Here is a 20,598-nt window from a genome sequence, read left to right as displayed (position 1 = left end):
AGGCCCCTGCTCCTCGTCCCGCCGGAGATTCTCGGGTCAAGCCCGAGAATGGCGCCTTTTTCCTAACCCGGCCCGGAATTCGTATCCTCGCCGCGCGCCTTGGCCCGCAGCACGAATTGCAGGTTGCGGACATAGACGAAGACGCCGAAGCCCTGCCCGAGGATGAAGACCGGGTCGCGCCGGTAGAGCGCATACATCAGGAGCAGCGCGCCGCCGCCGATCGAGAACCACCAGAAGGTCATCGGCACGACAGAACGACCGGCCTTCTCGCTCGCCCACCACTGCACGACGAAGCGCATGGTGAAGAGCCCTTGCGCGACCACGCCGAGCAGCACCCACCAATCGATGTTGTTGACGAAGACTTCGTGGAAATAGTTGCCGATGGTCTGCTGCAGATCGATCAGCATCACATCGTCTCCGAAACGATCTGGGGCACCCGCTTGCGCCGCCGGATCAGCCACCAGACGCCGGCGAGATCGAGGATACCGACCCAGAGACGGTCGAAGAAGCCGTAGTTCGAGACGCCGGTCAGACGCGGCCGGTCACGCACATCGGCATGCAGCACCGTGTAGCCCTCGCGAGCCATCAACGCGGGCATGAAGCGATGCAACGCGTCGAAATAGGGCAGCGCCAGATACGCCTCGCGGCGGAAGCATTTCAACCCGCAGCCGGTGTCGCGCGTATCGTCCTTCAGCACGCGGCCGCGCACGCCATTGGCGATCTTCGACTGCCAGCGCTTGAAGCCGGTGTCCTTGCGCCCGACACGCTGGCCCTGCACGAGCCCGGCATGGAGACCGCCCTTTTGCAGCGTCGTCACCATCTCCGGCAGGAAGGCCGGGTCGTTCTGGCCGTCGCCGTCGAGCGTCGCGACGATTGCGGAGCGCGCATGGCGCACGCCGCTGCGCACCGCCGCGCTCTGCCCGCAGGATTGGGCATGGGTCACGATCCGCAGCCAGGGCCGCGTCGCCGCCAGCTCCGCAAGCTTCCCGGCGGTGCCATCGGTCGAACCGTCATTGACGTAGACCACCTCGAAGGGACCGATCGTCGCGCAGGCCTTCTCGATATCGGCGACGAGCGGAGCGATGTTGCCGACCTCGTTGCGCACGGGCACGACGACGCTGAGCAGGGGATGGGAGGAAATTTCGGTCAAAGCGGCATCATCCGGCAAAACGGCCCGCGAACTGCATCGGCACAGCCCATAGAGCATCGCGCGAAACAATGGGAACCGGTTTTCGCCTGGAGCGACGCCCCCGGCGATAAGGAACGATCACGCTTTTTCGCATTTTGACGCTTCTGTCAAAATGCGACGTGACCGAGGGCGAGCATTTTTCAACCCGGCTCCCTGACGAAGACGGCGATTTCGAGAAGGCGTCCGCCATTGAGGTTGAAGCCGCGGATCGTCGTGAACAGGCGCGGTTTGACCGGCTGATTCGCGAGCGCAGCCTGGAATTGGTCGGCGAAACGCTTCTCGACGAAGGCGACGCGGCAGCCGGGCTGGCCGAGGAAGTCCGCAGCCTGCTGGCCGCTCGCGGCCATGCCGAGATTGGTGCCGGTCAGGAAGACCAGGCTCGGTTCGCGATAACCCAGCGTCTGCACGGCAGGATCGGAACAGGCCGCCCGCGCCGCTTCGGCCAGCCGCGGCGAGAGCTTCAAGGAGCGCAGGCTCTCGATGGCGAAGGGATAGACCGAGGCGGTCAGCAGCAGGCTCGCCAACACGCAGCGCCAGAGCGCGCCTTCGAGATCCTGACGCCGGAAGGCCCCGATGACGCCGGCCGCGACCAGGAGCACCAGCGCGAAGCCGGGCAGAGCCAGCCAGGGCAGCGTCCGATCCAGCGTCCAGTTGCCGAAGAGGATCACGCCCATCAGCGCGAGCGGTACGATCAGCACCAGGCAGGCTGTCGCGACCGCCCCGCGCCGGTTGCGGTCGATGCCGCCATTGATCATCGCCAGCAAGAGCAGCGCGGTAATCGCCGGATAGAGCGGCAATACGTAATGCGGCAACTTGGTCGGCACCGCCTCGAAGACGAGCCAGCTCGGCACGATCCAGGCGATCAGGAACAGGATCTGCGGCTCCTTGCGCCTGATCCAGGCGAAGGGCACCGCCATCGCGGCGAAGGCCGCCGCCGGCCAGTAGGTCGCGAAGAAGACCACAAGGTAGAAGCCCGGCGGCCCCCAATGCTTCTCCTGCCCCTCCGCGACCTTGCCGAGCATGTCCTGGCCGACGCTCTCGCTGAAGAAGCTTCCGCCGGTCTTGAGCATGATCGCGACGAACCAGGGCAGCGCGACGACGAGGCAGAGCAGCAGCCCCGGCCCGAAACGCAGCGGCTTCAGCCAGCGGAAGGAACGCTGGTTCGCGCTCAGCACCAGAATGGCGAGGCCCCAGACCATCGGCACGATCGGGCCCTTGATCAAAAGGCCGATCGCCGTCGCGGCCCAGAACACCAGCCAGTTGCGCCGGTCCGGCACGAAGGCGAGCGAGCGCGTCCAGTCGAGCCAGGCGCGGGCCAATGCTCCCATGCTGGCGACCGCGCAGGCGGCGAGCACGGCATCGGTCTTGGCGATCCGGGCCTCGACGCCGAGCAGCACCGCCGCCGCCATCAGCGATGCCCCGAGCAGCGCATAGCGCCGCGCCAGAAAGGCCAGCAGCGCCCAGTAGGTCAGCAGCACCGTCGCTATCGCACCGAGCAGCGAGGGGATGCGGTAGAGCCAGATCTGCGTGCGCGCCTGCGGCACGCCGAGCGCCTCGCCGGCCTTCACCGCCGCGCTTTGCAGCCAGTAGATGCCGACCGGCTTCTTGTGACGCGCTTCATCCTGGAAACGGATATCGACGAAATCGCCGCTCTCCAGCATTTGCTTGCTGGCCTGGGCGAAGCGCGGCTCGTCGCGGTCGAGCGGCTGCAGCGTGCTGAAGCCGGGCAGAAAAGCAGCAAGCGAGAGCAGCAGCAGGAAGGCGCAAGCGCGCGCATGGCTGACGGCCAGGAAACTCGTCAGCCTGTCGATCGCTGGCGTGAGCGAAAACATCATCCATCCTCGCGACCGCCGGGCCGCGCCTGTGCTGAAAGCCGGTCGCGCTGGAACACCGTCCGCTTGCCGGGCCTTTCGGGCACGATCAAGGCGAAGCCGCGCGCGGTTTACGCTGCGAGGCGCGAGCGGGCAAGGCCGAGCGCGACGCATGCTTTCCACTCGATCAGCGAAACGACAGAATCCCCGACCTCTCCCGCGTGACATCGGTCACAGACGGGACGGACCGAAATCGGCCCGATACGCCGCCGGCAGCCAAGAGCCGGAAGGTAATCGGGGAGAGCAGAATGACCGCTCTGAGCCACGACGACGGCCGCGACGACGATGAAACGTGCGTGAGCCGTCCCATCCTCAAGCCTTCCCTGAAGAGCTTGCTGGCTCGCCTCGCAATCGGGCAGATCCTGCGAGAGGAATACGTCTACGAGGTTCACGGCCCGTTCGTCGCCGAGCTGCCCGCGACGCCTCAGCCGCGGCTTGCGGCCTGGATGATCGCCAAGCTGACGCGCTGACCGGCGCCCACGCCATCGTCGAGCACATCGGGAAGGCCAACACCAACGACAGGAGCGGTGAAGCTCCCGCCCCGCAATTTCACCAACGCTGCGCGGCCCCGCCGGAGCAGGCACGCGAGCGCGGCAGGCTACTCGCCTGCGGCCGTCGCTCGGCGGCGGAATATTACGATATTCGAGGGAGGAGCGGCATTCTCCACGCTGTCGACTGCGTCCAGAACGAGTTCAATGGCCTTGCGCAGGCGTTCGTCGTCCGCCTGAGTGCCGGTGACGCAGAGAAATGCATTTTTGAGAAAAGCACGACAGCGCTTATAGTCGGAGGCGACGATGTACTGTGTCATATTCATAGGCTGATCCTGCCTCGGCAACCGCTTACGCGAATAGCCTACATCAAATTTGATGCAGCGCCGTTGTATATTCGTGACCTTACGAGGCCGCCCCAGGCAACGGCTTGGACGAGACCAGGCGCAGAATCGGCTTGTTGCTTGCGGCGGCCAATTTTTCCTGCCGAAGCTTTTTCTTCGCCAACGCGATGGTCGAAATGAAACGCAGCTGGTTTCGCTTTGACTTCATGGGCGCCCCAAACGGTTCATTCTGGGCCAATTTGGCCGCAGTCGTGGAGAGCACCGCAAGGATGAGGCCGATATCGCGGAGATCTGGCAGCTCGCCGACAAACCCGGCGTAAGCGGGCGGTGAGGGCAGCGATGGGCCAATCGGCCGCGGCTTCCCGGCGAGGAATCGACCGACCCGCACCCTGTTGGTCGAATCGGGAATGCCAACCCTCTGCGCGGAAAGGGTGTTCTGAAACGATGGCGAGCCCGGCTGGATTCGAACCAGCGACCAGCAGCTTAGAAGGCTGCTGCTCTATCCATCTGAGCTACGGGCCCAAAAGCGAAGGGAAGGCCCCTCGCCTGTCGTTATCGCGTCAATGCGTCCACTGGCCGACGCGCGTGTACTTGAAATTGTCCGAGTAGGAGACCGAGCGGCGCTTCGCCTCATTCGGCTTCTCGACACGGAACGGAATGCCGTTGCGCGTGGCATAGGCGACGGCCTCCGCCTCGCTGTCGAACCAGAGCTTGAGCTGACTCTTCATATCCGACGAGGAAGTCCAGCCCATCAGGGGCTCGATCTCGCGCGGCCGCTCCGGCTCGTATTCGAGGAGCCAGCGCTCGGTCTTGGCAGTGCCGGACTGCATGGCCGTGCGGGCCGGTCGGTAGATGCGTGCGGTCATGAATAGCGCTCGGCCGTCACCAGATTTGCTCCGGCCCGGGAGCCGGGCCGTCTTGTACCGGTCTGGAATGGTCGGGGCACCAGGATTCGAACCTGGGACCCTCTGCTCCCAAAGCAGATGCGCTACCGGGCTGCGCTATACCCCGACAGTCCGCAAGTGTATCGGATCACTCGCAAAACCATCACGGCAGTTCCAAAACAACCTGCCGCAACGCGGAACGAAATAGCATCGTCGGAACGGTTTGGGAACAGGAACTTCCCACTAACTACCAGCGATGTTTTCCAGCCGCCTGTCCCGCCTCTCCGTCGCGCCCGGGAAGGGCGCCGCCGCCGCCCGATGCGACGCAACGCCGACGCAATCGCTGTTCGAAGCGTTGCTCGCCTGTTGTGGAAGGCGGCGGAACTCCTTGGGCTCCGGTGGCGCACTCCTTGAAGCGCTCGGCTCCACGCCGCAAGGAACGCGTCGATATGAAACAGGTCGAACCGTTCCGGCACAGCCGGGGCCCTGCCGAAGCCTTACCGATCGCCGTCTGGATCAGAGTGGTCCTTATGCTCGTCCTGGCTGCCTACATCGCGCGCGCAGCCCTGCAACTGCATCAGCTTCTCATAGCTGCAGCGCCCTGAAGGAACGCGCCATGAAACGAGGAAATCAGCTCTCCCGCGCTGCGCGCCTGGCAAAGACGAGGCGCGAGCAGGGCGAGGCCAGAAAGGAGCGCGAGAAGCACTTCCCCAAGCCGCACCTTGTGCCGGAGACGGATCGGGCGAACAGCGACGAGAACGACGAGTCGGAGAAACCGCGGCAGGCCCTGGCCGCGGCGGCAGACGGATCGCATGCCCGCCCGAAGTTAACAGCCGAATTGCGCTTGAGCGTGCCGGCTGCCGTATCCGCCTCGCCCTCGGCGAACATCATCTTCGCTTTCGCCCCCGCACGGTAGCGCGACCCGAAGCTCGACCGGTTCGCACCCCGCCTGTCGCGTCTCTCAGCGCTTGAAAAGCGGATGCTCGACCTTGTCGCCGGGCTTGATTCCGAGCTGCTTGCTGACGCCGCCATTGATCTCGAGCACCGAGAGCACCGGCTCGCCGGAGGGAATCGTGCGCGTGGAAAGCGGCTCGGTCCGCTCGGCAATGCGCGCGATGGTGCCGTCCGCCCGGATGAACAGCATGTCGAGCGAGATGTAGGTGTTCTGCATCCACATCGCGACAGACTCGCTGGCGCCGAAGTCGAACAGCATGCCGCGGTCCGCCGGCATGTAGTTGCGGAACATCAGCCCCTTCGCGCGCTGGTCGGGCGTGCGCATCACCTCGACCTGGAATGTGTGCCGGCTACCGCCGCTCACGATGACCAGTGGCTCGAGCCCGGCACCGGCTGCGGCGGGCTGGCTCTGCGCCGCGGCCGGCATCAGCGCCATCAGGACGAGTACGATTGCGGCGAAAGCGGTCTTGAAGGCGTGCATCGCTTCCCAACTCCATGGCGGCCATCGCCGTTCTCATGCATTAGAAACGGTGGATGGCGAATCTTCGGCAGATGGCCGTGTCCGCCATCTTCCGGTCAAGCCTTTCCTCGTCATATGAATGCAGGACGCTGCCTCCTAAAGTTCGGCGGCTTTCTTTCGCTATCCGCTCGCGGCAGTTTCGCCCGGCCAATGAAGCAGGAGCCCCTTATGACGATCGCGCGCCTTCGTCGGCCGACGCACCTTACCGGCACGGCCCTGACGGCCGTCCTCATTGTCTTTGCGTCGCCCGTCTGGGCTGCCGATTTCCAGATCGACAACGTCAAGATCGATCTCGGCCGGATGGTGATCAACGCGCCGAAGATCACCGTCAAAGGCTCGACGCTGGAGAAGGACGCCTTCCTCGCCCTGTTCACCAGCACCGCCGGTGATTCGGCCGCGGCGCGTGCGGGACGGCTGAATGCGACCGAGATCAGCGCCCCGGAGCTGACGATGGTGCAGAATTTCGGCGAGCAGAAGCAGACCACGACCTATCGCGACATCCGCCTCACGGACATCCGCGAGGGCAGGATCGGTCACGGCGAATCCGCGAGCGGCACGATCGTCGGCGACGGCGGCGCCACCGGCCCGCTCAAGGGTGAGCTGAAGCGCACGGCCTTCGACGCCTTCGATCTTCGCCAGAGCGCACGGGTGCTGACCGAGAAGGCCGCGCCGGGCGTCGACGAGAAGATGCTGCCGTTGATCGGCAGCTTCGAGCAGGAGGGTTATGCCCTCGACATGGGCAAGGCCGGCAAGGCGTCACTCGGCAAGACCACGTTGCGCGGCTTCGCCGCCAAGGTCGGCCCCGAGCCATTGCTCGACGTCATCAACCAACTCGCCGCCGCCTCCGACGAGGTCGAGAAGAAGGATCTCGCCAAGAAGGACGACAAGTCCGAGGCGAAGCCCGCAGAGAAGAGCGACGCCGAGAAGCGGCTCGGCCTGTCCATGCTCTCGCTCTTCGACATGTTCGAATATGGCAGCGGCGAGGCTCGGGACTTCGCGATGACCGTTTCCGCTCCCCCCGCGTCGGGAGCCAAGTCGGACAACGTCGACATCAAGATCGCCCGCATGGCCTTCGGCGAGGATACGCCGGCCAAGTCCGGCTTCGCGCTCGAAGGCTTCCGCTTCAGCTCCGGCCCTGCCAGGGGCGGCGTCGACGCGATCAGCTATTCCGGCTTCTCCTTCGCGCCGGTCCTGCGCGAATTGCGCGCGGCCCTGACCGAGCCCGACAAGCCCATCGAGGAGCTCGATTTCCGTCGCTTCATCCCGACCATCGGCACGGTGCGCCTTGCCGGGATCTCGATCGACGCGCCGCCCGCCGTCACCGGCAAGGACGCGATCAAGATCGCGCTGGGCACCTTCGAGCTCAAGGCCGGCGAGCAGCTCAACGGCATTCCGACCAGCCTCGCGCTGACCATCGACAAGCTGGTGACCCCGATCGTCGACACGGCCGGCAACCCGGCCGCCAAGGACATGATCGCGATGGGCATTCGCTCGCTCGATCTTTCGGCCAAGCTCGACCTGGCCTGGGAGGCAGCGAAGAACGAGCTCGCCATCCGCAGGCTGTCGCTGGGCAGCGCCGGCCTCGTCCAGCTCGACGCCTCCGGGACGCTCGGGAACGTCACGAAGGACCTGTTCTCCAGCGATCTCGCCCTCGCCCAGGTCTCCGCGCTCGGCGCCACCGCGCGCAATCTGCAGATCAAGCTGCAGAACTTCGGCCTGGTCGAGAAGATGATCGAGAACGAGGCCCGCAAATCGAAGCGCAAGGTCGAGGAGGTCCGCCAGCAATATGCCATGGTCGCGAGCCTCGGCCTCGCCGCGATCCTCGGCCCCTCCGACGCCGCCAAGACCCTGACGGCCGCTGTCTCGCGCTTCGTCGCCAAGCCCGGCACGCTCAACGTCCAGGCCAGCGCCAAGTCGCAGACCGGCCTCGGTCTCGCCGACGTCATCACCATGACCGAGCCGACCGAGATCTTCGACAAGATCGACCTCAAGGCCGATGCCCTCTGATCTGGAGGGCGTCATCGCTCCCGAGGATCGCGACTGGCGCCCTTCGCGCCTGCAGGGATGGTGGGCAGGACTGCCCGCCATCACGCGCGGCTGGCTGCGCAAGCGGCTGAACCCGAGCAACCAGACCCGGCTACATCTGGCGCATCTGGTCAGCCGGCGGCCGGGCCAATTCGTCTTCGGCCCCTATACCTATGGCCGGCCGAAGGTCCGCTTCCCAGAAAGCGGGGCGAAGCTCGCCATCGGCCGCTACGGCTCTATCGCGGATGGCGTCGAGATCCTGCTCGGCGGCAATCACCGGCTGGACTGGGTGACGACCTATCCCTTCCCCGCCCTGCCCCGCCTCTGGCCGGAGACGGCGGGCATGAGTGGCCACGACACCACGCGCGGCGACGTCGTCATCGGCCACGATGTCTGGCTCGGCTCGCAATGCATGATCCTGTCCGGCCTCCGCATCGGCCATGGCGCGGTGGTGGCGGCCCGGGCCGTGGTGACGCGCGACGTGCCGCCCTATTCGATCGTCGCGGGCAATCCGGCCCGCATCGTCAGGCTGCGCTTCGACGAGGCGACGGTCGCCGCACTTCTCGAAAGCCGCTGGTGGCAGCTTCCGCGCGAACGGCTCGCCCCCCTCCTGCCACTCCTCATGAGCGAGCGGATCGGGGAGTTCCTCGCCGCGGTCAGGACGCGCGCAGCAACCGGCGCTTGAGGTTGAGCGCCGGCTTCTCGACCAGGAACCAGGACAAGGCCGCGATCACGAAGGTCGCAACCATCGAGGGCCAGAGCAGCGCAACCGCGCCAAGGGCCGGAAACAGCGCGTGCAGAGCCTGCTGCACCGGCCAGCCATAGAGATAGACGCCGTAGGACAGGTCTGCCGGCGGCTCGACCGAGCGGCGCGTCAGCGCCGGGGCGAGCGCGATCACGAGAACGCCCCAGGCCGTGACGAGATAAAGCGCCGCCTTGTAGAGCGGCGTGTAAGCGAGCGGCACCAACGCGAGCAGCGCGAGCGCCAGCAGCGGCAGCGAGAGCGTCACCCGCTCGCGATAGAGATAGATGACGCCGCCGGCGAGGAAGATCAGCGGCAAGCGCAGGGCCGTCTCCGTGCCCTTCGGTCCGTGGGGCATCAGCAGCTCGCGCAGGACCACCGCCAGAGTGAGCGCCGCCAGCGCGGCCAGGGCCAGCCGCGGCCTGGCGAGCAGGCCGGCGAGGCCCGCGACCAGAACGCCGAGATAGCAGAGCGTCTCGTATTTCAGCGTCCAGACCGTCCCCATCGGGAATTGCAGCGGATTGCCCTCGAACACGCCCGGCAGGGCGGCTGCGCTCTTGAAGCTGGTCAGCGTCGCGCCGATGAAGCGCCACAGCCGCGGATCGCGGAAATAGGCGGCGAGATCGAGATTCGTCATCGCCCCGCCGATCAGCAGGGCGACGACCAGCGTCGCAGCGATCAGGCCGGGCGCGATCCGCAGCACCCGCGCCAGCACGTAGTCGCGCCAGCCGCGCCGCATAAAGCTCATCGTGACGAGGAAGCCGGAGATCGCGAAGAAGCCGTTGACGGCATGTTCGCCGAGCGTGAAGCCCGTCGTCGCGAACCAGGGCTCCTGCTCGAGCCGCCCGTCGGTGACGCTGAACGCGTGCGAGATCACGACGGCCACGGCCATGACCAGACGTAGCACGCCGAAATTATTGTGCGGATTGGCGAGCGCTTTCGCGACGCGCGGCGCACGCCCGATCATGGCGAAACCTCCAGCCCCTCATGCGCCAGCGCCGTCTGGCCGCGTCGCCAGGCCTGCGCCCCCGCGACCGAGCCGGCATGGGCGCTCATCTTCTCGCGGTTGAGCAGCAGGCCGTAGCCGATCGCCTTGCCGAAATTCTCGAGCGTGCGGATCGGACCCGGCTCCGGCAGGCCGTATTTGCGCGAGATATATCGTTCCGACCAGGCGAGATGCCAGCGCGCCCTGAAGCGCCGCCGCGGGGACGGCGCGGTCGAGCGCCCGCGCCCATGCCTTGCCTCGGCGTCATGGACGTGGATCAGCGCATGGCCGGCATCGCGCATGCGCCGGCACAGATCGTCGTCCTCGTAGAACAGGAAGATCGCCGGGTCGAAGCCGCCGATCGCCAGAAACAGCTCGCGCCGGATCAGCAGGCACGCGCCGGAGAGGAAGGGCAGACAGGCATCGCCTTCCGGCACGACCATGCCGCCGCTGCGGTTGAGATGATCAGGCGAGAGCAGCGAGCGTGGCTGCAAAAAAATGCGGCCCGAAGGCTCGACGATGCGGGGCGCCAGCATGCCGGCATCGGGATACCGCCCCGCCGCCTCCAGCAGTGCCGCAACCGCCCCCGGCCGGACCTCCAGATCGGGATTGACGATCAGAACATAGGGCGTATCGGCAGCAGCGATGCCGATATTGTTGCCGCGTCCATAGCCCTCGTTGCGGGCGTTCGCGATGACCCTTGCGCCCTTCGCGGCAGCGATGCTGCGGCTCTCATCCCCGCTGGCATTGTCGACGACGATCGCCGGCACGCCCTCGGCCGCCAGCGCATCGAGGCAGGCGGGCAGAACCTCGGCGCTGTCGTAGCTGACGACGATGGCGGTGATGGCGGCGGCGGGCATCGCGGCCTTGTGGCCTCGACACAGCGCCGGACGCAAGCGAATTCAGCGCCGGGCGAGCGCGCCGATCTCGCCTTGCACGCGCTCGCGCTCCGCTGCGTCGCAGCGATGCGGCGCCTTGTAGGATTTCACGGCATAGCCGGCATTGGCCGCGATGAAGCGCTGGCGGTCCTGCCGGTCGAGCCGGGCGATGATGCGGCCGCGATCGACCCTCAAGCCGCAATCATAGGCGCGCGAAACCGTCGCGGCAGCATACTCCACGGTGCCGGCCGGCGGACCGGCAATGCTGGTGCACCCGGCAATCGCGAGGAGCATCAGCCCCGCGGCGAATGGTTTGGCAGAGGTCATGAAATCGGCAGCCGTTCAGGAGGCGTCGAAGTTCCCGCCGCGGATGCGGCCCATGCGTTCCTTGAGCTGCCCCCGCTCCTCGACCGTGCAAGGCTCAGGACGAATACCCTGATTGACGGTCTCTGCCTCGGACACGCCGACATAGGCAGAACGGGCAGCGGCGATCTGCTCGTCGCTTGCCCCACGCGCCTTCTCGGAGGCGAGGAAGCGATCGAGCGTGCCGCGCTGCGGCCTACCCGCCTTGCAGGCGGTCGCGCGCGAGATGGTCGTGGCCAGAACCGAGGCACGCCCGGCGCTGGTATCGGCCTCACCGGCGACGCAGGCGCCAAGCGGCAGCGTGAGAAGGCAGGCGAGCGACAGGGCTCGCCCGGCAGGCAGCGAAGGCATGGTGGTCAGCCGTTCTTCTCGGGCAGGTTGACCCGCAGATGCGCCTCGCGCAGCTGCTTCGGCGTCGCCTCGGCCGGTGCTCCCATCAGCAGATCGACGGCTTGCTGGTTCATCGGGAACAGCGCGACCTCGCGCAGATTCGTCGCCCCCGCCAGCAGCATGATGATGCGGTCGACGCCGGCCGCCATGCCGCCATGCGGCGGCGCGCCGTACTGGAAGGCGCGGTACATGCCGCCGAAGCGCTCGATCACGGTCTCCTCGCCATATCCGGCGATCTCGAAGGCCTTCACCATCGCCTCGGGGCGGTGGTTGCGGATACCGCCGGAGGCGAGCTCGTAGCCATTGCAGGCGATGTCGTACTGGAACGCCTTGAGCGAGAGCGGGTCTTCCTCGGTCAGCGCCTTCAGGCCGCCCTGCGGCATCGAGAAGGGGTTGTGCGAGAAATCGACCTTCTTCTCGTCCTCGTTGTACTCGAACATCGGGAAATCGACGATCCAGGCGAAGGCATAGGCGTTCTCGTCGATCAGGTTGAGCTCCTGACCGACCTTGTTGCGGGCCGAGCCTGCGAACTTCACGAACTTGTCGGGGTCGCCTGCGACGAAGAAGCAGGCATCGCCGCCCTTCAGGCCCATCTGCGCGATGATGCCGGCGACGCGCTCCGGTCCGATGTTGTTAGCGATCGGCCCCTGCCCTTCGCCGTCCTCCTTGACCATCAGGTAGCCGAGGCCGGGCTGCCCCTCGCCCTGCGCCCAGGAGTTAATGCGGTCGCAGAAGGCGCGGCTGCCGCCGCCCGGCGCCGGAATGGCCCAGACGCGGTTCTTCTCGCCCTCGAGGATGCGCGCGAAGACCTTGAAGCCCGAGCCGCGGAAATGCTCGGAAACATCCTGCATGATGAGCGGGTTGCGCAGGTCGGGCTTGTCGGAGCCGTACTTCGCCATCGCCTCGGCATAGGGAATGCGCGGCCAGTCGCGCGCGACTTTCTTACCTTCGGCGAACTCCTCGAAGACGCCGGTGATCACCGGCTCCATCGTCGCGAACACGTCCTCCTGCTCGACGAAGCTCATCTCGACGTCGAGCTGGTAGAACTCGCCCGGCAGCCGGTCGGCGCGCGGGTCCTCRTCGCGGAARCARGGCGCGATCTGGAAGTAGCGGTCGAAGCCCGCCATCATCAGGAGCTGCTTGTACTGCTGCGGCGCCTGCGGCAGCGCGTAGAACTTGCCCGGATGCAGGCGGCTAGGCACGAGGAAGTCGCGCGCGCCTTCCGGCGAGGACGCCGTCAGGATCGGCGTCTGGAACTCGGAGAAGCCCGACTCCTTCATGCGGCGGCGCATGGAGTCGATGACCTTGGTGCGCAGCATGATGTTGTTGTGCAGCTTCTCGCGACGCAGATCGAGGAAGCGGTATTTCAGGCGCGTGTCTTCCGGGTATTCGAGATCGCCGAAGACCGGCAGCGGCAGCTCGGCCGAGGGGCCGAGCACCTCGATACCCGTCGCGAAGACCTCAACCGCGCCGGTCGGCAGGTTGGCGTTCTCGGTGCCGGCGAGGCGGGCCTTGACCTTGCCGTCGATGCGCACGACCCATTCCGAGCGCAACGTTTCGGCATCGGCAAAGGCTGGAGAATCCGGATCGATCACGACCTGCGTCATGCCGTAATGGTCGCGCAGGTCGATGAAGAGCACGCCGCCATGGTCGCGGATGCGATGGCACCAGCCGGAAAGCCGCACGGTCTGGCCGATGTCGCTCTCGCGGAGCGCGCCGCAGGTGTGGGAACGATAGCGATGCAGGGTCACGGGATCGGTCTTTCGGAAAGGCAATGGAAGCCGGCCAAATGGCGCCGGCCGCAGCTTGCGGGCTAACCACACGCGCGCGCCCGAAATGTCAAGAACGGCCGCGACATCCGGCCCCGGACTCTGCTAAGAGCCGAAGGCCATGCATCTGATCACTGATACCGCTGCCCTCGCCGCCGCCTGCGACCGCCTCGCCGCCCACCCTTTCGTGACGGTCGATACCGAGTTCCTGCGCGAGACGACCTATTATCCGAAGCTGTGCCTGATCCAGCTCGCGTCGCCGGAGGAAGCCGTTCTGGTCGATCCGCTGGCGCCCGATCTCGACCTCGCCCCGTTCTTCGGGCTGATGGTCAACGCGTCCGTGGTGAAAGTCTTCCACGCTGCCCGGCAGGACCTGGAAATCGTCTGGCTGCTCGGGCGCGTGCTGCCGGCACCGCTTTTCGACACGCAGGTCGCCGCCATGGTCTGCGGCTACGGCGACTCGGTCGGCTACGAGCAGCTCGCCAACGATCTCGCCAAGGCCCGCATCGACAAGTCCTCCCGCTTCACCGACTGGTCGCGCCGCCCGCTCACCGAGGCGCAGCTCGCCTATGCGGAGTCGGATGTCACCTATCTGCGCCAGATCTATCTCGCGCTGAAGGCCGATCTCGATGCGAGCGGCCGCGAGAGCTGGGTCGCCGAGGAGATGGCGGTGCTGACCTCGCCCGGGACCTACGAGGTCAAGCCCGAGAACGCCTGGCTGCGGCTGAAGGGGCGCGTCCGCAAGCCGCGCGAATTGCCGATCCTGATGGAAGTCGCCGCCTGGCGCGAGCGCGAGGCTCAGGGCCGTGACGTGCCGCGTCAGCGCGTTCTCAAGGACGATGCGCTGATGGACATCGTCCAGCGCGGCCCACGCACGGTCGAAGCCCTTGCTGAGTTGCGCTCCGTCCCCAATGGCTTCGAGCGCTCGCGCAACGGTGCCGAGGTTCTCGCGGCGATCGAGCGCTCGGCCGCGATCGATCCCAAGACCTTACCCAGGCTGGAGCGCGAACGCGGCCGGCCGGCGAACGGCGCCGTGCTCGACCTGCTCAAGGTCCTGCTCAAGGCGGTGGCCGATGCCGAGCGCGTCGCGCCGAAGATCATCGCCTCGAGCGACGACCTCGAAGCCATCGCGTCGGATGAGCTTTCGGATGTTCCCGCGCTCAAGGGTTGGCGCCGCGAGGTCTTCGGCGAGAAGGCCCTGGCTTTGAAGAACGGCTCGCTCAGCCTGCGTATCCAGCGCGGCCGGGTCGTGGTGAGCTAGCAGGCCCGGCAGCCTAGCCGCCGACGCCGTAGCTCTTCACCAGCGAGCCCGTCACCAGTCCCCAGCCGTCGACCAGGACGAAGAAGATCAGCTTGAACGGCAGCGCCACCGTCACCGGCGGCAGCATCATCATGCCCACCGACATCAGGATCGACGCCACCACGAGGTCGATGATCAGGAAGGGCACGAACAGCAGGAATCCGATCTCGAAGGCGCGCCGGAGTTCCGAGATCATGAAGGCGGGGACGAGCACCTCGACGCCGACATCCTGCGGCTGCTGCGGGCGCGGCCCCTGCGACATGTCGAGGAAGAGCGCGAGATCCTTCTCGCGGACATGCCTGAGCATGAACGTCTTGAAGGGCACGACGCCGCGGTTATAGGCCTCCTGCGGCTGAATCTGCCCTGCGACCAGCGGCTGGATGGCGTTGGTGTAGGCCTCCCGCAGCGTCGGCGCCATGACGAATCCGGTGAGGAACAGTGAGAGCCCGATGATGACGGCGTTGGGCGGCGCCGTCTGCGTGCCCAGCGCCGAGCGCAGCAGCGACAGCACCACCACGATCCGGGTGAACGAGGTCACCATGATCAGGATCGACGGCGCCAGCGACAGCACCGTGATGACGGCGATGAGTTGCAGCGCCCGTTCGGCGACGCCACCGCCCTGCCCCAGATCGAGCGACAGGGTCTGCGGCAGCGCCGGCGTGGCCTGCAGCGCAAGCAGCAGGGCGGCGGCCAGCAGGGCGCGCCCGAAACGATAGCGTCTCGCTGGTCTGAAACTCGGTGTCACACGCGGCTGCCGCTACGCCCGACTCACGCGATCGGACGGGAGGAGGCTAGCCACGGCAAAACGCCGCGCAACACATGCGCGGCGTCCCGGGGCCCGAGGGCCGACATTCCTGTTGATGGCCGCGGGTGTGGGCCGGCGGCGCGATAGCCGAGATCGTCTTAGGACTTCGCCTTGGGGTCGCGCCCGAGCAGGCGGGCGAACTCGGCCTCGATGGCATCGACCGAGAACGGATCGAGCTCCTTCGACTCGGGCTCGGCCGGCTTGTCTGCCTTGGGGGCAGCTTCGGGCTCGGGCTTGGCTTGGGGCTTCGCCTCTGGCTCGGGCGTGGCTTCTTGCCGAGGCTCCGGCTTCGCGACGGCCGCGAAAGCCTCCTCGAACTCGTCCTCAATGATCACCGGCGTGGGCTCGCTCGGCTTGGGAGGAACAACAGGCGGCGGCGGCTCCGGCGCCTTCGTCTCGACCGGCTTAGGTTCGGGAGCCTTAACCGCAGGCGCAGGAGCAGGCACCGCGGGAGCGGGCTTGGGAGCCGCGCGCTCCGGTGTCAGCCCCAGCGCGGCCGCAAGTTCCGCCTCGACATCGCTCGGCAGCACCGGCTGTCGCATCGGCGCGGCCGGGATCGGAGCCGGTTCAGGCTTCGGAACAACCTTCGGCTCGGGCACAGGCGGCGGCTCGACGGCCGGCTTCGGCGCTTCGGTAACCGGCTTCTCGAAGGGCCTGACCGGCGGCACCGGCGGCTTCACCGGCGGGGCAGCGCTCTCCTGCGAGGCTTCGCCCGGCAGATTGGCTGGGCGCACAGCCGAGAAGGGGCGCTTCAGCGCCTCTTCGAGCTGGCGCGTCATGTCGTCGAGCTCGCCCGCGCTGACCGCCGGCGGCGGCGCATGTTCGCGCGCGAAACTCGGGGCCGGACCTGTCGTCAGCGGCGGGATCGGTGCCGGCGGCGCGGGAGGTACGAAAGGCTTCGGCGCCGGCTGCGTCTCGCCGCCGGCGAGGCCGAGGGCAGCTGCAACCCCCGCGCTCGCGGCGGCAGTGGCCGCGATATCGCCATGCGCCGGCCCCGAACGCGTCGGCAGCGGCGGCAGAACATCGGGGGCCTCGGTGACGGCAGGCGTCCTGCGCGGTTCGTCGCCGGCGCGCGCGGGCGGTTCGGCCGGCGGAACCAGCGTCTCGAACGGCGGCAGCGGACGGTCGGGCAGCGCCGTCTCATTGTAGTTCGGCGCGGCCGCGCGGCCCCCGCTTCGCAGGATATTGGCTTCGACCACGACGTCGGAGGCACCGCCGATCATGACGAGATGCTCGACATTGTCGCGCCTGATGAGAACGAGCTGGCGCTGGCGGTCGAGATCGTAGCTGTCGACGACACCGAGACGCGGCTGGCGCTGGCGACCGCCGGCATGGCCGCGCAGCCGCAACCGGCCGCCCTGGATCTGCCGCACGAACAGTCCGAGCAGGGCGAGAAGCACAAGGATGACGACAGAGGCGACGATCACCTTCTGCGCGGTCGAGAGTTCCAATCCGAACAAGCTCTGCAAGGTCTGCCTCATCTGCGAAGACGGCCCCGAGCGGCCGAAGTTCCGCACGAGGTTCAACACCTTAGCTATAGCATAACGCTTTCACCATCGGGAAACATGGTGAATGCGTGGTTAACGCGACCTGTGAAATGCCGCAGATTTAACTGCCTGTTAACCATGAGCCCGGCAGGATTTGCCTAGTATCGGGCAATGCAGCGAGGAGCTGGGCCATGGCTAATGACGGCTTGAGCATCGGCGGCGGCCTGATGCAGGCGCTGAAACTGCGCATGCAGTACCAGCAGTCGCGCCAGAAGATTCTGGCCGAGAACGTCGCCAATGCCGACAGCCCCGGCTTCCGCCCGGTCGACCTGAAGCCGCCAAGTGTCGACCCCGCTCGCGCCGGTGTGGCTCTCGCCCAGACCAGCGCCGGCCATATGAGCCTGTCCGCCGGCAATGGCGGCTTCGACGGCACCGGCGCCCCGCGCTTCGAGACCACGCCGAACGGCAATGCGGTGAACCTCGAGGACGAGATGCTCAAGGTCGCGCAGAACCAGTCCGACTATCAGCTGGCCGCCTCGCTCTACAGCAAGGGGCTCGGCCTGATGAAAATCGCCATCGGCAAGGGACGCTAAAGGTTGGGACGCCGATCATGGATCTGATCAAGAGCATCGCCGTCGCCGCTTCGGGCCTGCGCAGCCAGTCCGGCCGCATGCGCGTCATTTCGGAGAACATCGCCAACGCCGATTCCGGCCCCGAGCGCGCGGGGGCCGATCCCTATCGCCGCAAGGTTCCCACCTTCCAGCGCCATTTCGACCGCGAGCTCGATGCCCAGCTTGTCGCGCTCGGGAAGGTCCAGCGCGACCAGAGCGCTTTCAAGGTCAAGCACGAGCCGGGCAATCCGGTCGCCGACGCCAACGGCGACGTGAAGATGCCCAACGTCAATTCGCTGGTCGAGATGGTCGACATGCGCGAGGCCCAGCGCAGCTACGAGGCCAATCTCAACCTGATCTCTTCGACGCGCCGGATGATCCAGCGCACCATCGACATCCTGCGCGCCTGAACCGCGCGGCTCCAGAAGGGGGCTGAACCGCCATGGCTACTCCGGGTTTCGCCGCGGGCGCCTACGCCTCCATCCAGGGGATGGGCGCCGGAAATCTGATGCGCAAGCCGCTCGTCACGGGCGCGTCGGAAACGGGCGGACCGGATTTCTCCGCCCTGCTTGGCAAGGCGCTCGACGCGACCGCCGAGGCCGGCCGCAAGGCCGATACCCAGACCGCCACCGTTGCCGGCGGCCGGGCCGACATCGTCAATGTCGTCACAGCAGTGGCCGAGAGCGAGGCTGCGATCGAGACGCTGGTCGCAGTGCGCGACCGCGTGATCGCGGCCTATGAAGAAATCATGCGGATGCCGGTCTGACGGCCAAGGGATCGGGAAAAACCATGACCTCCGGAGCCATTCTCGACATCGCGCGCGACGGCATCGTCGTCTTCCTCAAGGTCGGTGGACCGCTGATGGTGATCGCGCTCGTCGTCGGCCTCGCCGTCTCGCTGGTGCAGGCGCTGACCCAGATCCAGGAACAGACTCTCGTCTTCGTCCCGAAGATCGTCGCCGTCTTTGCCGCGCTGATGCTGTTTCTGCCATTCATGGGTGACGCGCTGGCGGGTTATATGGGGCGAGTCGCCGCCCGAATCGCCACGGGCGGATGATCCTGTCGCGACTGCAGCCGGCCCGCGCCGGCGTGCAGTTCTTGGCGTAAAGGTGCCCGCGGCACGATGCAGATCGCGATCCTGCCCGAGATCAGCGCCCTTTTCGTGCTCGTCTTCGCGCGCGTCGGCACGCTCGTCATGCTGATGCCCGGCATCGGCGAGCGCTTCATCTTTTCGCGCTCGCGGCTGTCGCTCGCCTTCTTCATCGCCCTGATGATCGTGCCCGTGGCCCGCCCCTCCCTGCGCATCCCGCCCGACGTCTCCGGCATCGTCGCGCTGCTCATCGGCGAATTGCTCATCGGCCTGATCATCGGCGTCTGCGCGCGACTGGTGATGGCCTGCCTACAGACGGCCGGCACGCTCGTAGCCCAGAGCATGGGCCTGGGCTTCGCGATGACGGTCGATCCGACCGGCGGCCTGCAGAACCCATCGATCGGCAACTTCCTGACCATGCTCGGGACCACGCTGATCCTGACGACCGATCTGCACCACATCGCCATCGCGGCGATCCATGAAAGCTATCGCCTGCTGCCGCCGGGCGGCGTGCCCGAGATGCCGGATATCCTGACGCTCGCGGTTCAGTCGGCGGCGCGCGGCTTCTCGCTCGCCGTGCAGATCTCCGCGCCCTTCCTCGTCTTCGGCCTGCTGTTCAATCTAGGGCTCGGCGTGCTCGCACGGATGATGCCGCAGCTTCAGGTCTTCTTTCTCGCCGTGCCGGCCTCGATCCTCGGCGGAATGCTTGTCCTGCTCGTCGTCGTCGGCGTGATGATGAGCGTCTTCCTCAACGATCTCGGCGCGTTCCTGCGCCAGTTCACGGGAGGCTGACGCGCGATGGCCGAAGATACCGAGAACGAGGACAGGACAGAGGACCCGACCCAGCGCAAGCTGGACGAGGCCACCGAGAAAGGCGACATACCCCGATCGCAGGAGATCGGCACCTTCTTCGTGCTCAGCGGCTTCACGCTGGCCCTGCTGGTCGCGGCCGGCTGGTCGGCCCGCGACGCGATGTTGTCACTGCGTTCCTTCCTGATGAATGCCCATCAGGTGCCGCCGGACGGCGCTGCCTTCATGCAGGTCACGCGGCAGGGCGTGTTAACCGGCTTCATGGCGCTCGGCCTGCCTTTCGCCTTCATCCTTTGCGCCGGGCTCGCTGGCGCCGTGCTGCAGCACAAGCCGCTCTGGACCTTCGAGCCGCTGATGCCGAAATTCAATCGCATCTCCCCGATGGCGGGCGCCAAGCGCATGTTCGGCAAGGAGGCCTGGATCAATTTCGCCAAGGGCCTCGCCAAGACCACGCTGATCGGCACCGTGGTCTGGATCACGCTCTGGAATCAGCACGACAGGCTCGAGGCCTTCGTGCAGATGAATGTGTCGGCCCTGATGCCCGCGACGCTCTCGCTCGCCATCAAGCTGATGGGCGCGGTGCTCGCCCTCTTCGCCATCGTCGCCATCGGCGATTTCGCCTGGCAGCGCTTCAGCTGGTACCAGCGCCAGAAGATGACGAAGCAGGAGATCAAGGAGGAGTTCAAGAACTCCGAAGGCAATCCCGAGGTCAAGGCGAAGCTGCGCCAGATCCGCGCCCAGCGCGTGCGCAAGCGCATGATGGCCGCAGTACCGAAGGCGACGGTGATCATCACGAACCCGACCCACTTCGCCGTAGCCCTGCAATACGAGCCCGGCATGGCTGCGCCGCTCTGCCTGGCGAAAGGCGTCGACACCATGGCCCTCAAGATCCGCGAAGTCGCCGGCGAACACCGCGTGCCGATCATCGAGAACCCGCCGCTGGCGCGCGCGCTTTACGCGACGGTCGACATCGACCAAGAAATTCCTGTCGAACACTATCAGGCGGTCGCCGAAGTCATCGGTTACGTCTTGCGCCTGAAGGGCCGGCGCGCCTAACTCGGCGACGATGCGAAGAAGGATGGCCGCAGCGTTCC

At 66.6% G+C, this 20,598-nt stretch carries 24 protein-coding genes and 2 tRNA genes; 11 read left to right on the top strand and 15 right to left on the bottom strand.

All coding sequences use genetic code 11. The features are described from left to right. Positions 1-62 precede the first annotated feature (62 nt). The 3 genes from AC1DEZ_RS07225 to AC1DEZ_RS07215 all read right to left on the bottom strand — a co-directional run bounded on the left by AC1DEZ_RS07225 (position 63) and on the right by AC1DEZ_RS07215 (position 3,024). On the bottom strand, positions 63-407 hold the full coding sequence (locus tag AC1DEZ_RS07225) for a lipid-A-disaccharide synthase N-terminal domain-containing protein (RefSeq protein ID WP_441513031.1): 345 nt from the start codon (positions 405-407) through the stop codon (positions 63-65). Continuing rightward, on the bottom strand, positions 407-1,141 hold the full coding sequence (locus tag AC1DEZ_RS07220) for a glycosyltransferase family 2 protein (protein ID WP_476779358.1): 735 nt from the start codon (positions 1,139-1,141) through the stop codon (positions 407-409). Before AC1DEZ_RS07220 ends, AC1DEZ_RS07225 begins: the two co-directional genes overlap by 1 nt. Before the next feature lie 188 nt (positions 1,142-1,329). Continuing rightward, positions 1,330-3,024 carry an ArnT family glycosyltransferase gene (locus AC1DEZ_RS07215; RefSeq protein WP_476779200.1) on the bottom strand — a complete coding sequence of 565 codons (1,695 nt, stop codon included), beginning with the start codon at positions 3,022-3,024 and terminating at the stop codon, positions 1,330-1,332. Positions 3,025-3,308: 284 nt separating this feature from the next. Between AC1DEZ_RS07215 and AC1DEZ_RS07210 the strand changes: the two genes are divergently transcribed. Continuing rightward, on the top strand, positions 3,309-3,530 hold the full coding sequence (locus tag AC1DEZ_RS07210) for a hypothetical protein (RefSeq protein WP_476779199.1): 222 nt from the start codon (positions 3,309-3,311) through the stop codon (positions 3,528-3,530). Between the two features lie 128 nt (positions 3,531-3,658). On the opposite strand, the gene AC1DEZ_RS07205 is transcribed toward AC1DEZ_RS07210, so the two are convergent. The 4 genes from AC1DEZ_RS07205 to AC1DEZ_RS07190 form a co-directional block, all read right to left on the bottom strand. Further along, positions 3,659-3,874 (bottom strand): hypothetical protein, encoded by a 216-nt coding sequence (locus AC1DEZ_RS07205; RefSeq protein WP_476779198.1) that lies wholly within the window; start codon positions 3,872-3,874, stop codon positions 3,659-3,661. Between the two features lie 463 nt (positions 3,875-4,337). Continuing rightward, positions 4,338-4,414 (bottom strand) — tRNA-Arg (locus AC1DEZ_RS07200). Positions 4,415-4,452: 38 nt separating this feature from the next. Further along, on the bottom strand, positions 4,453-4,758 hold the full coding sequence (locus AC1DEZ_RS07195) for an ETC complex I subunit (RefSeq protein ID WP_476779197.1): 306 nt from the start codon (positions 4,756-4,758) through the stop codon (positions 4,453-4,455). A 68-nt stretch (positions 4,759-4,826) separates the two neighbouring features. Next, positions 4,827-4,903, bottom strand: a tRNA-Pro gene (locus tag AC1DEZ_RS07190). Positions 4,904-5,392: 489 nt separating this feature from the next. Here AC1DEZ_RS07190 and AC1DEZ_RS07185 point away from each other — a divergent pair. Further along, positions 5,393-5,692, top strand: a complete 300-nt coding sequence (locus tag AC1DEZ_RS07185; RefSeq protein ID WP_476779196.1) for a hypothetical protein — start codon at positions 5,393-5,395, stop codon at positions 5,690-5,692. 45 nt (positions 5,693-5,737) lie between these two features. Here AC1DEZ_RS07185 and AC1DEZ_RS07180 read toward each other — a convergent pair whose 3' ends face one another. Next, positions 5,738-6,211 (bottom strand): DUF192 domain-containing protein, encoded by a 474-nt coding sequence (locus tag AC1DEZ_RS07180; RefSeq protein WP_476779195.1) that lies wholly within the window; start codon positions 6,209-6,211, stop codon positions 5,738-5,740. Between the two features lie 207 nt (positions 6,212-6,418). Between AC1DEZ_RS07180 and AC1DEZ_RS07175 the strand changes: the two genes are divergently transcribed. Both AC1DEZ_RS07175 and AC1DEZ_RS07170 read left to right on the top strand, forming a co-directional pair. Continuing rightward, positions 6,419-8,257 carry a hypothetical protein gene (locus AC1DEZ_RS07175; RefSeq protein ID WP_476779194.1) on the top strand — a complete coding sequence of 613 codons (1,839 nt, stop codon included), beginning with the start codon at positions 6,419-6,421 and terminating at the stop codon, positions 8,255-8,257. Further along, a complete protein-coding gene (locus AC1DEZ_RS07170; protein ID WP_476779193.1) occupies positions 8,247-8,960 on the top strand; it encodes a CatB-related O-acetyltransferase in 714 nt (237 codons plus the stop codon). Before AC1DEZ_RS07175 ends, AC1DEZ_RS07170 begins: the two co-directional genes overlap by 11 nt. On the opposite strand, the gene AC1DEZ_RS07165 is transcribed toward AC1DEZ_RS07170, so the two are convergent. From AC1DEZ_RS07165 to aspS, 5 genes are read right to left on the bottom strand one after another with little or no spacing between them, the layout of a single operon-like run. Then, positions 8,932-9,984, bottom strand: a complete 1,053-nt coding sequence (locus AC1DEZ_RS07165) for an acyltransferase family protein (RefSeq protein ID WP_476779192.1) — start codon at positions 9,982-9,984, stop codon at positions 8,932-8,934. The genes AC1DEZ_RS07170 and AC1DEZ_RS07165 overlap by 29 nt on opposite strands. Next, entirely contained in the window at positions 9,981-10,862 is an 882-nt protein-coding gene (locus AC1DEZ_RS07160; RefSeq protein ID WP_441513041.1) for a glycosyltransferase family 2 protein, read from the bottom strand. Before AC1DEZ_RS07160 ends, AC1DEZ_RS07165 begins: the two co-directional genes overlap by 4 nt. 42 nt (positions 10,863-10,904) lie before the next feature. After that, positions 10,905-11,207 (bottom strand): hypothetical protein, encoded by a 303-nt coding sequence (locus tag AC1DEZ_RS07155; protein WP_476779191.1) that lies wholly within the window; start codon positions 11,205-11,207, stop codon positions 10,905-10,907. Positions 11,208-11,222: 15 nt separating this feature from the next. Then, positions 11,223-11,594, bottom strand: a complete 372-nt coding sequence (locus AC1DEZ_RS07150) for a hypothetical protein (protein WP_476779190.1) — start codon at positions 11,592-11,594, stop codon at positions 11,223-11,225. Positions 11,595-11,599: 5 nt separating this feature from the next. Continuing rightward, the gene (gene aspS / locus AC1DEZ_RS07145; protein ID WP_476779357.1) at positions 11,600-13,378 is read right to left on the bottom strand and encodes an aspartate--tRNA ligase; all 1,779 of its coding nucleotides are present in this window, start codon (positions 13,376-13,378) and stop codon (positions 11,600-11,602) included. 145 nt (positions 13,379-13,523) lie between these two features. On the opposite strand from aspS, the gene rnd reads away from it, so the two are divergent. Next, positions 13,524-14,663 (top strand): ribonuclease D, encoded by a 1,140-nt coding sequence (rnd, locus tag AC1DEZ_RS07140; protein ID WP_441513044.1) that lies wholly within the window; start codon positions 13,524-13,526, stop codon positions 14,661-14,663. A gap of 13 nt (positions 14,664-14,676) precedes the next feature. Here the strand turns inward: rnd and fliP are convergent, their stop codons facing one another. Next, positions 14,677-15,447: a flagellar type III secretion system pore protein FliP gene (gene fliP / locus AC1DEZ_RS07135; RefSeq protein ID WP_476779189.1), complete on the bottom strand. Its 771-nt coding sequence runs from the start codon at positions 15,445-15,447 to the stop codon at positions 14,677-14,679. 158 nt (positions 15,448-15,605) lie between these two features. Continuing rightward, positions 15,606-16,976, bottom strand: coding sequence for a hypothetical protein (locus AC1DEZ_RS07130; RefSeq protein WP_476779188.1), 1,371 nt, complete (start codon positions 16,974-16,976; stop codon positions 15,606-15,608). Positions 16,977-17,185: 209 nt separating this feature from the next. Here AC1DEZ_RS07130 and flgB point away from each other — a divergent pair, with 209 nt between their 5' ends. The 6 genes from flgB (at position 17,186) to flhB (ending at position 20,560) form a co-directional block, all read left to right on the top strand. Next, a complete protein-coding gene (gene flgB / locus AC1DEZ_RS07125; protein ID WP_441513047.1) occupies positions 17,186-17,587 on the top strand; it encodes a flagellar basal body rod protein FlgB in 402 nt (133 codons plus the stop codon). A gap of 17 nt (positions 17,588-17,604) precedes the next feature. Beyond that, positions 17,605-18,015 carry a flagellar basal body rod protein FlgC gene (gene flgC, locus AC1DEZ_RS07120; RefSeq protein WP_441513048.1) on the top strand — a complete coding sequence of 137 codons (411 nt, stop codon included), beginning with the start codon at positions 17,605-17,607 and terminating at the stop codon, positions 18,013-18,015. A gap of 32 nt (positions 18,016-18,047) precedes the next feature. After that, entirely contained in the window at positions 18,048-18,371 is a 324-nt protein-coding gene (gene fliE / locus AC1DEZ_RS07115) for a flagellar hook-basal body complex protein FliE (protein WP_441513049.1), read from the top strand. Between the two features lie 23 nt (positions 18,372-18,394). After that, positions 18,395-18,661, top strand: coding sequence for a flagellar biosynthesis protein FliQ (gene fliQ / locus AC1DEZ_RS07110; RefSeq protein WP_441513050.1), 267 nt, complete (start codon positions 18,395-18,397; stop codon positions 18,659-18,661). A 66-nt stretch (positions 18,662-18,727) separates the two neighbouring features. After that, entirely contained in the window at positions 18,728-19,486 is a 759-nt protein-coding gene (gene fliR, locus AC1DEZ_RS07105) for a flagellar biosynthetic protein FliR (RefSeq protein ID WP_441513051.1), read from the top strand. A 6-nt stretch (positions 19,487-19,492) separates the two neighbouring features. Then, a complete protein-coding gene (flhB, locus tag AC1DEZ_RS07100) occupies positions 19,493-20,560 on the top strand; it encodes a flagellar biosynthesis protein FlhB (RefSeq protein ID WP_476779187.1) in 1,068 nt (355 codons plus the stop codon). Positions 20,561-20,598 lie beyond the last annotated feature (38 nt).

It is taken from the genome of Allobosea sp. 10L422 (genome assembly GCF_056395345.1).
This window is presented reverse-complemented; position numbering and strand designations above follow the sequence as displayed.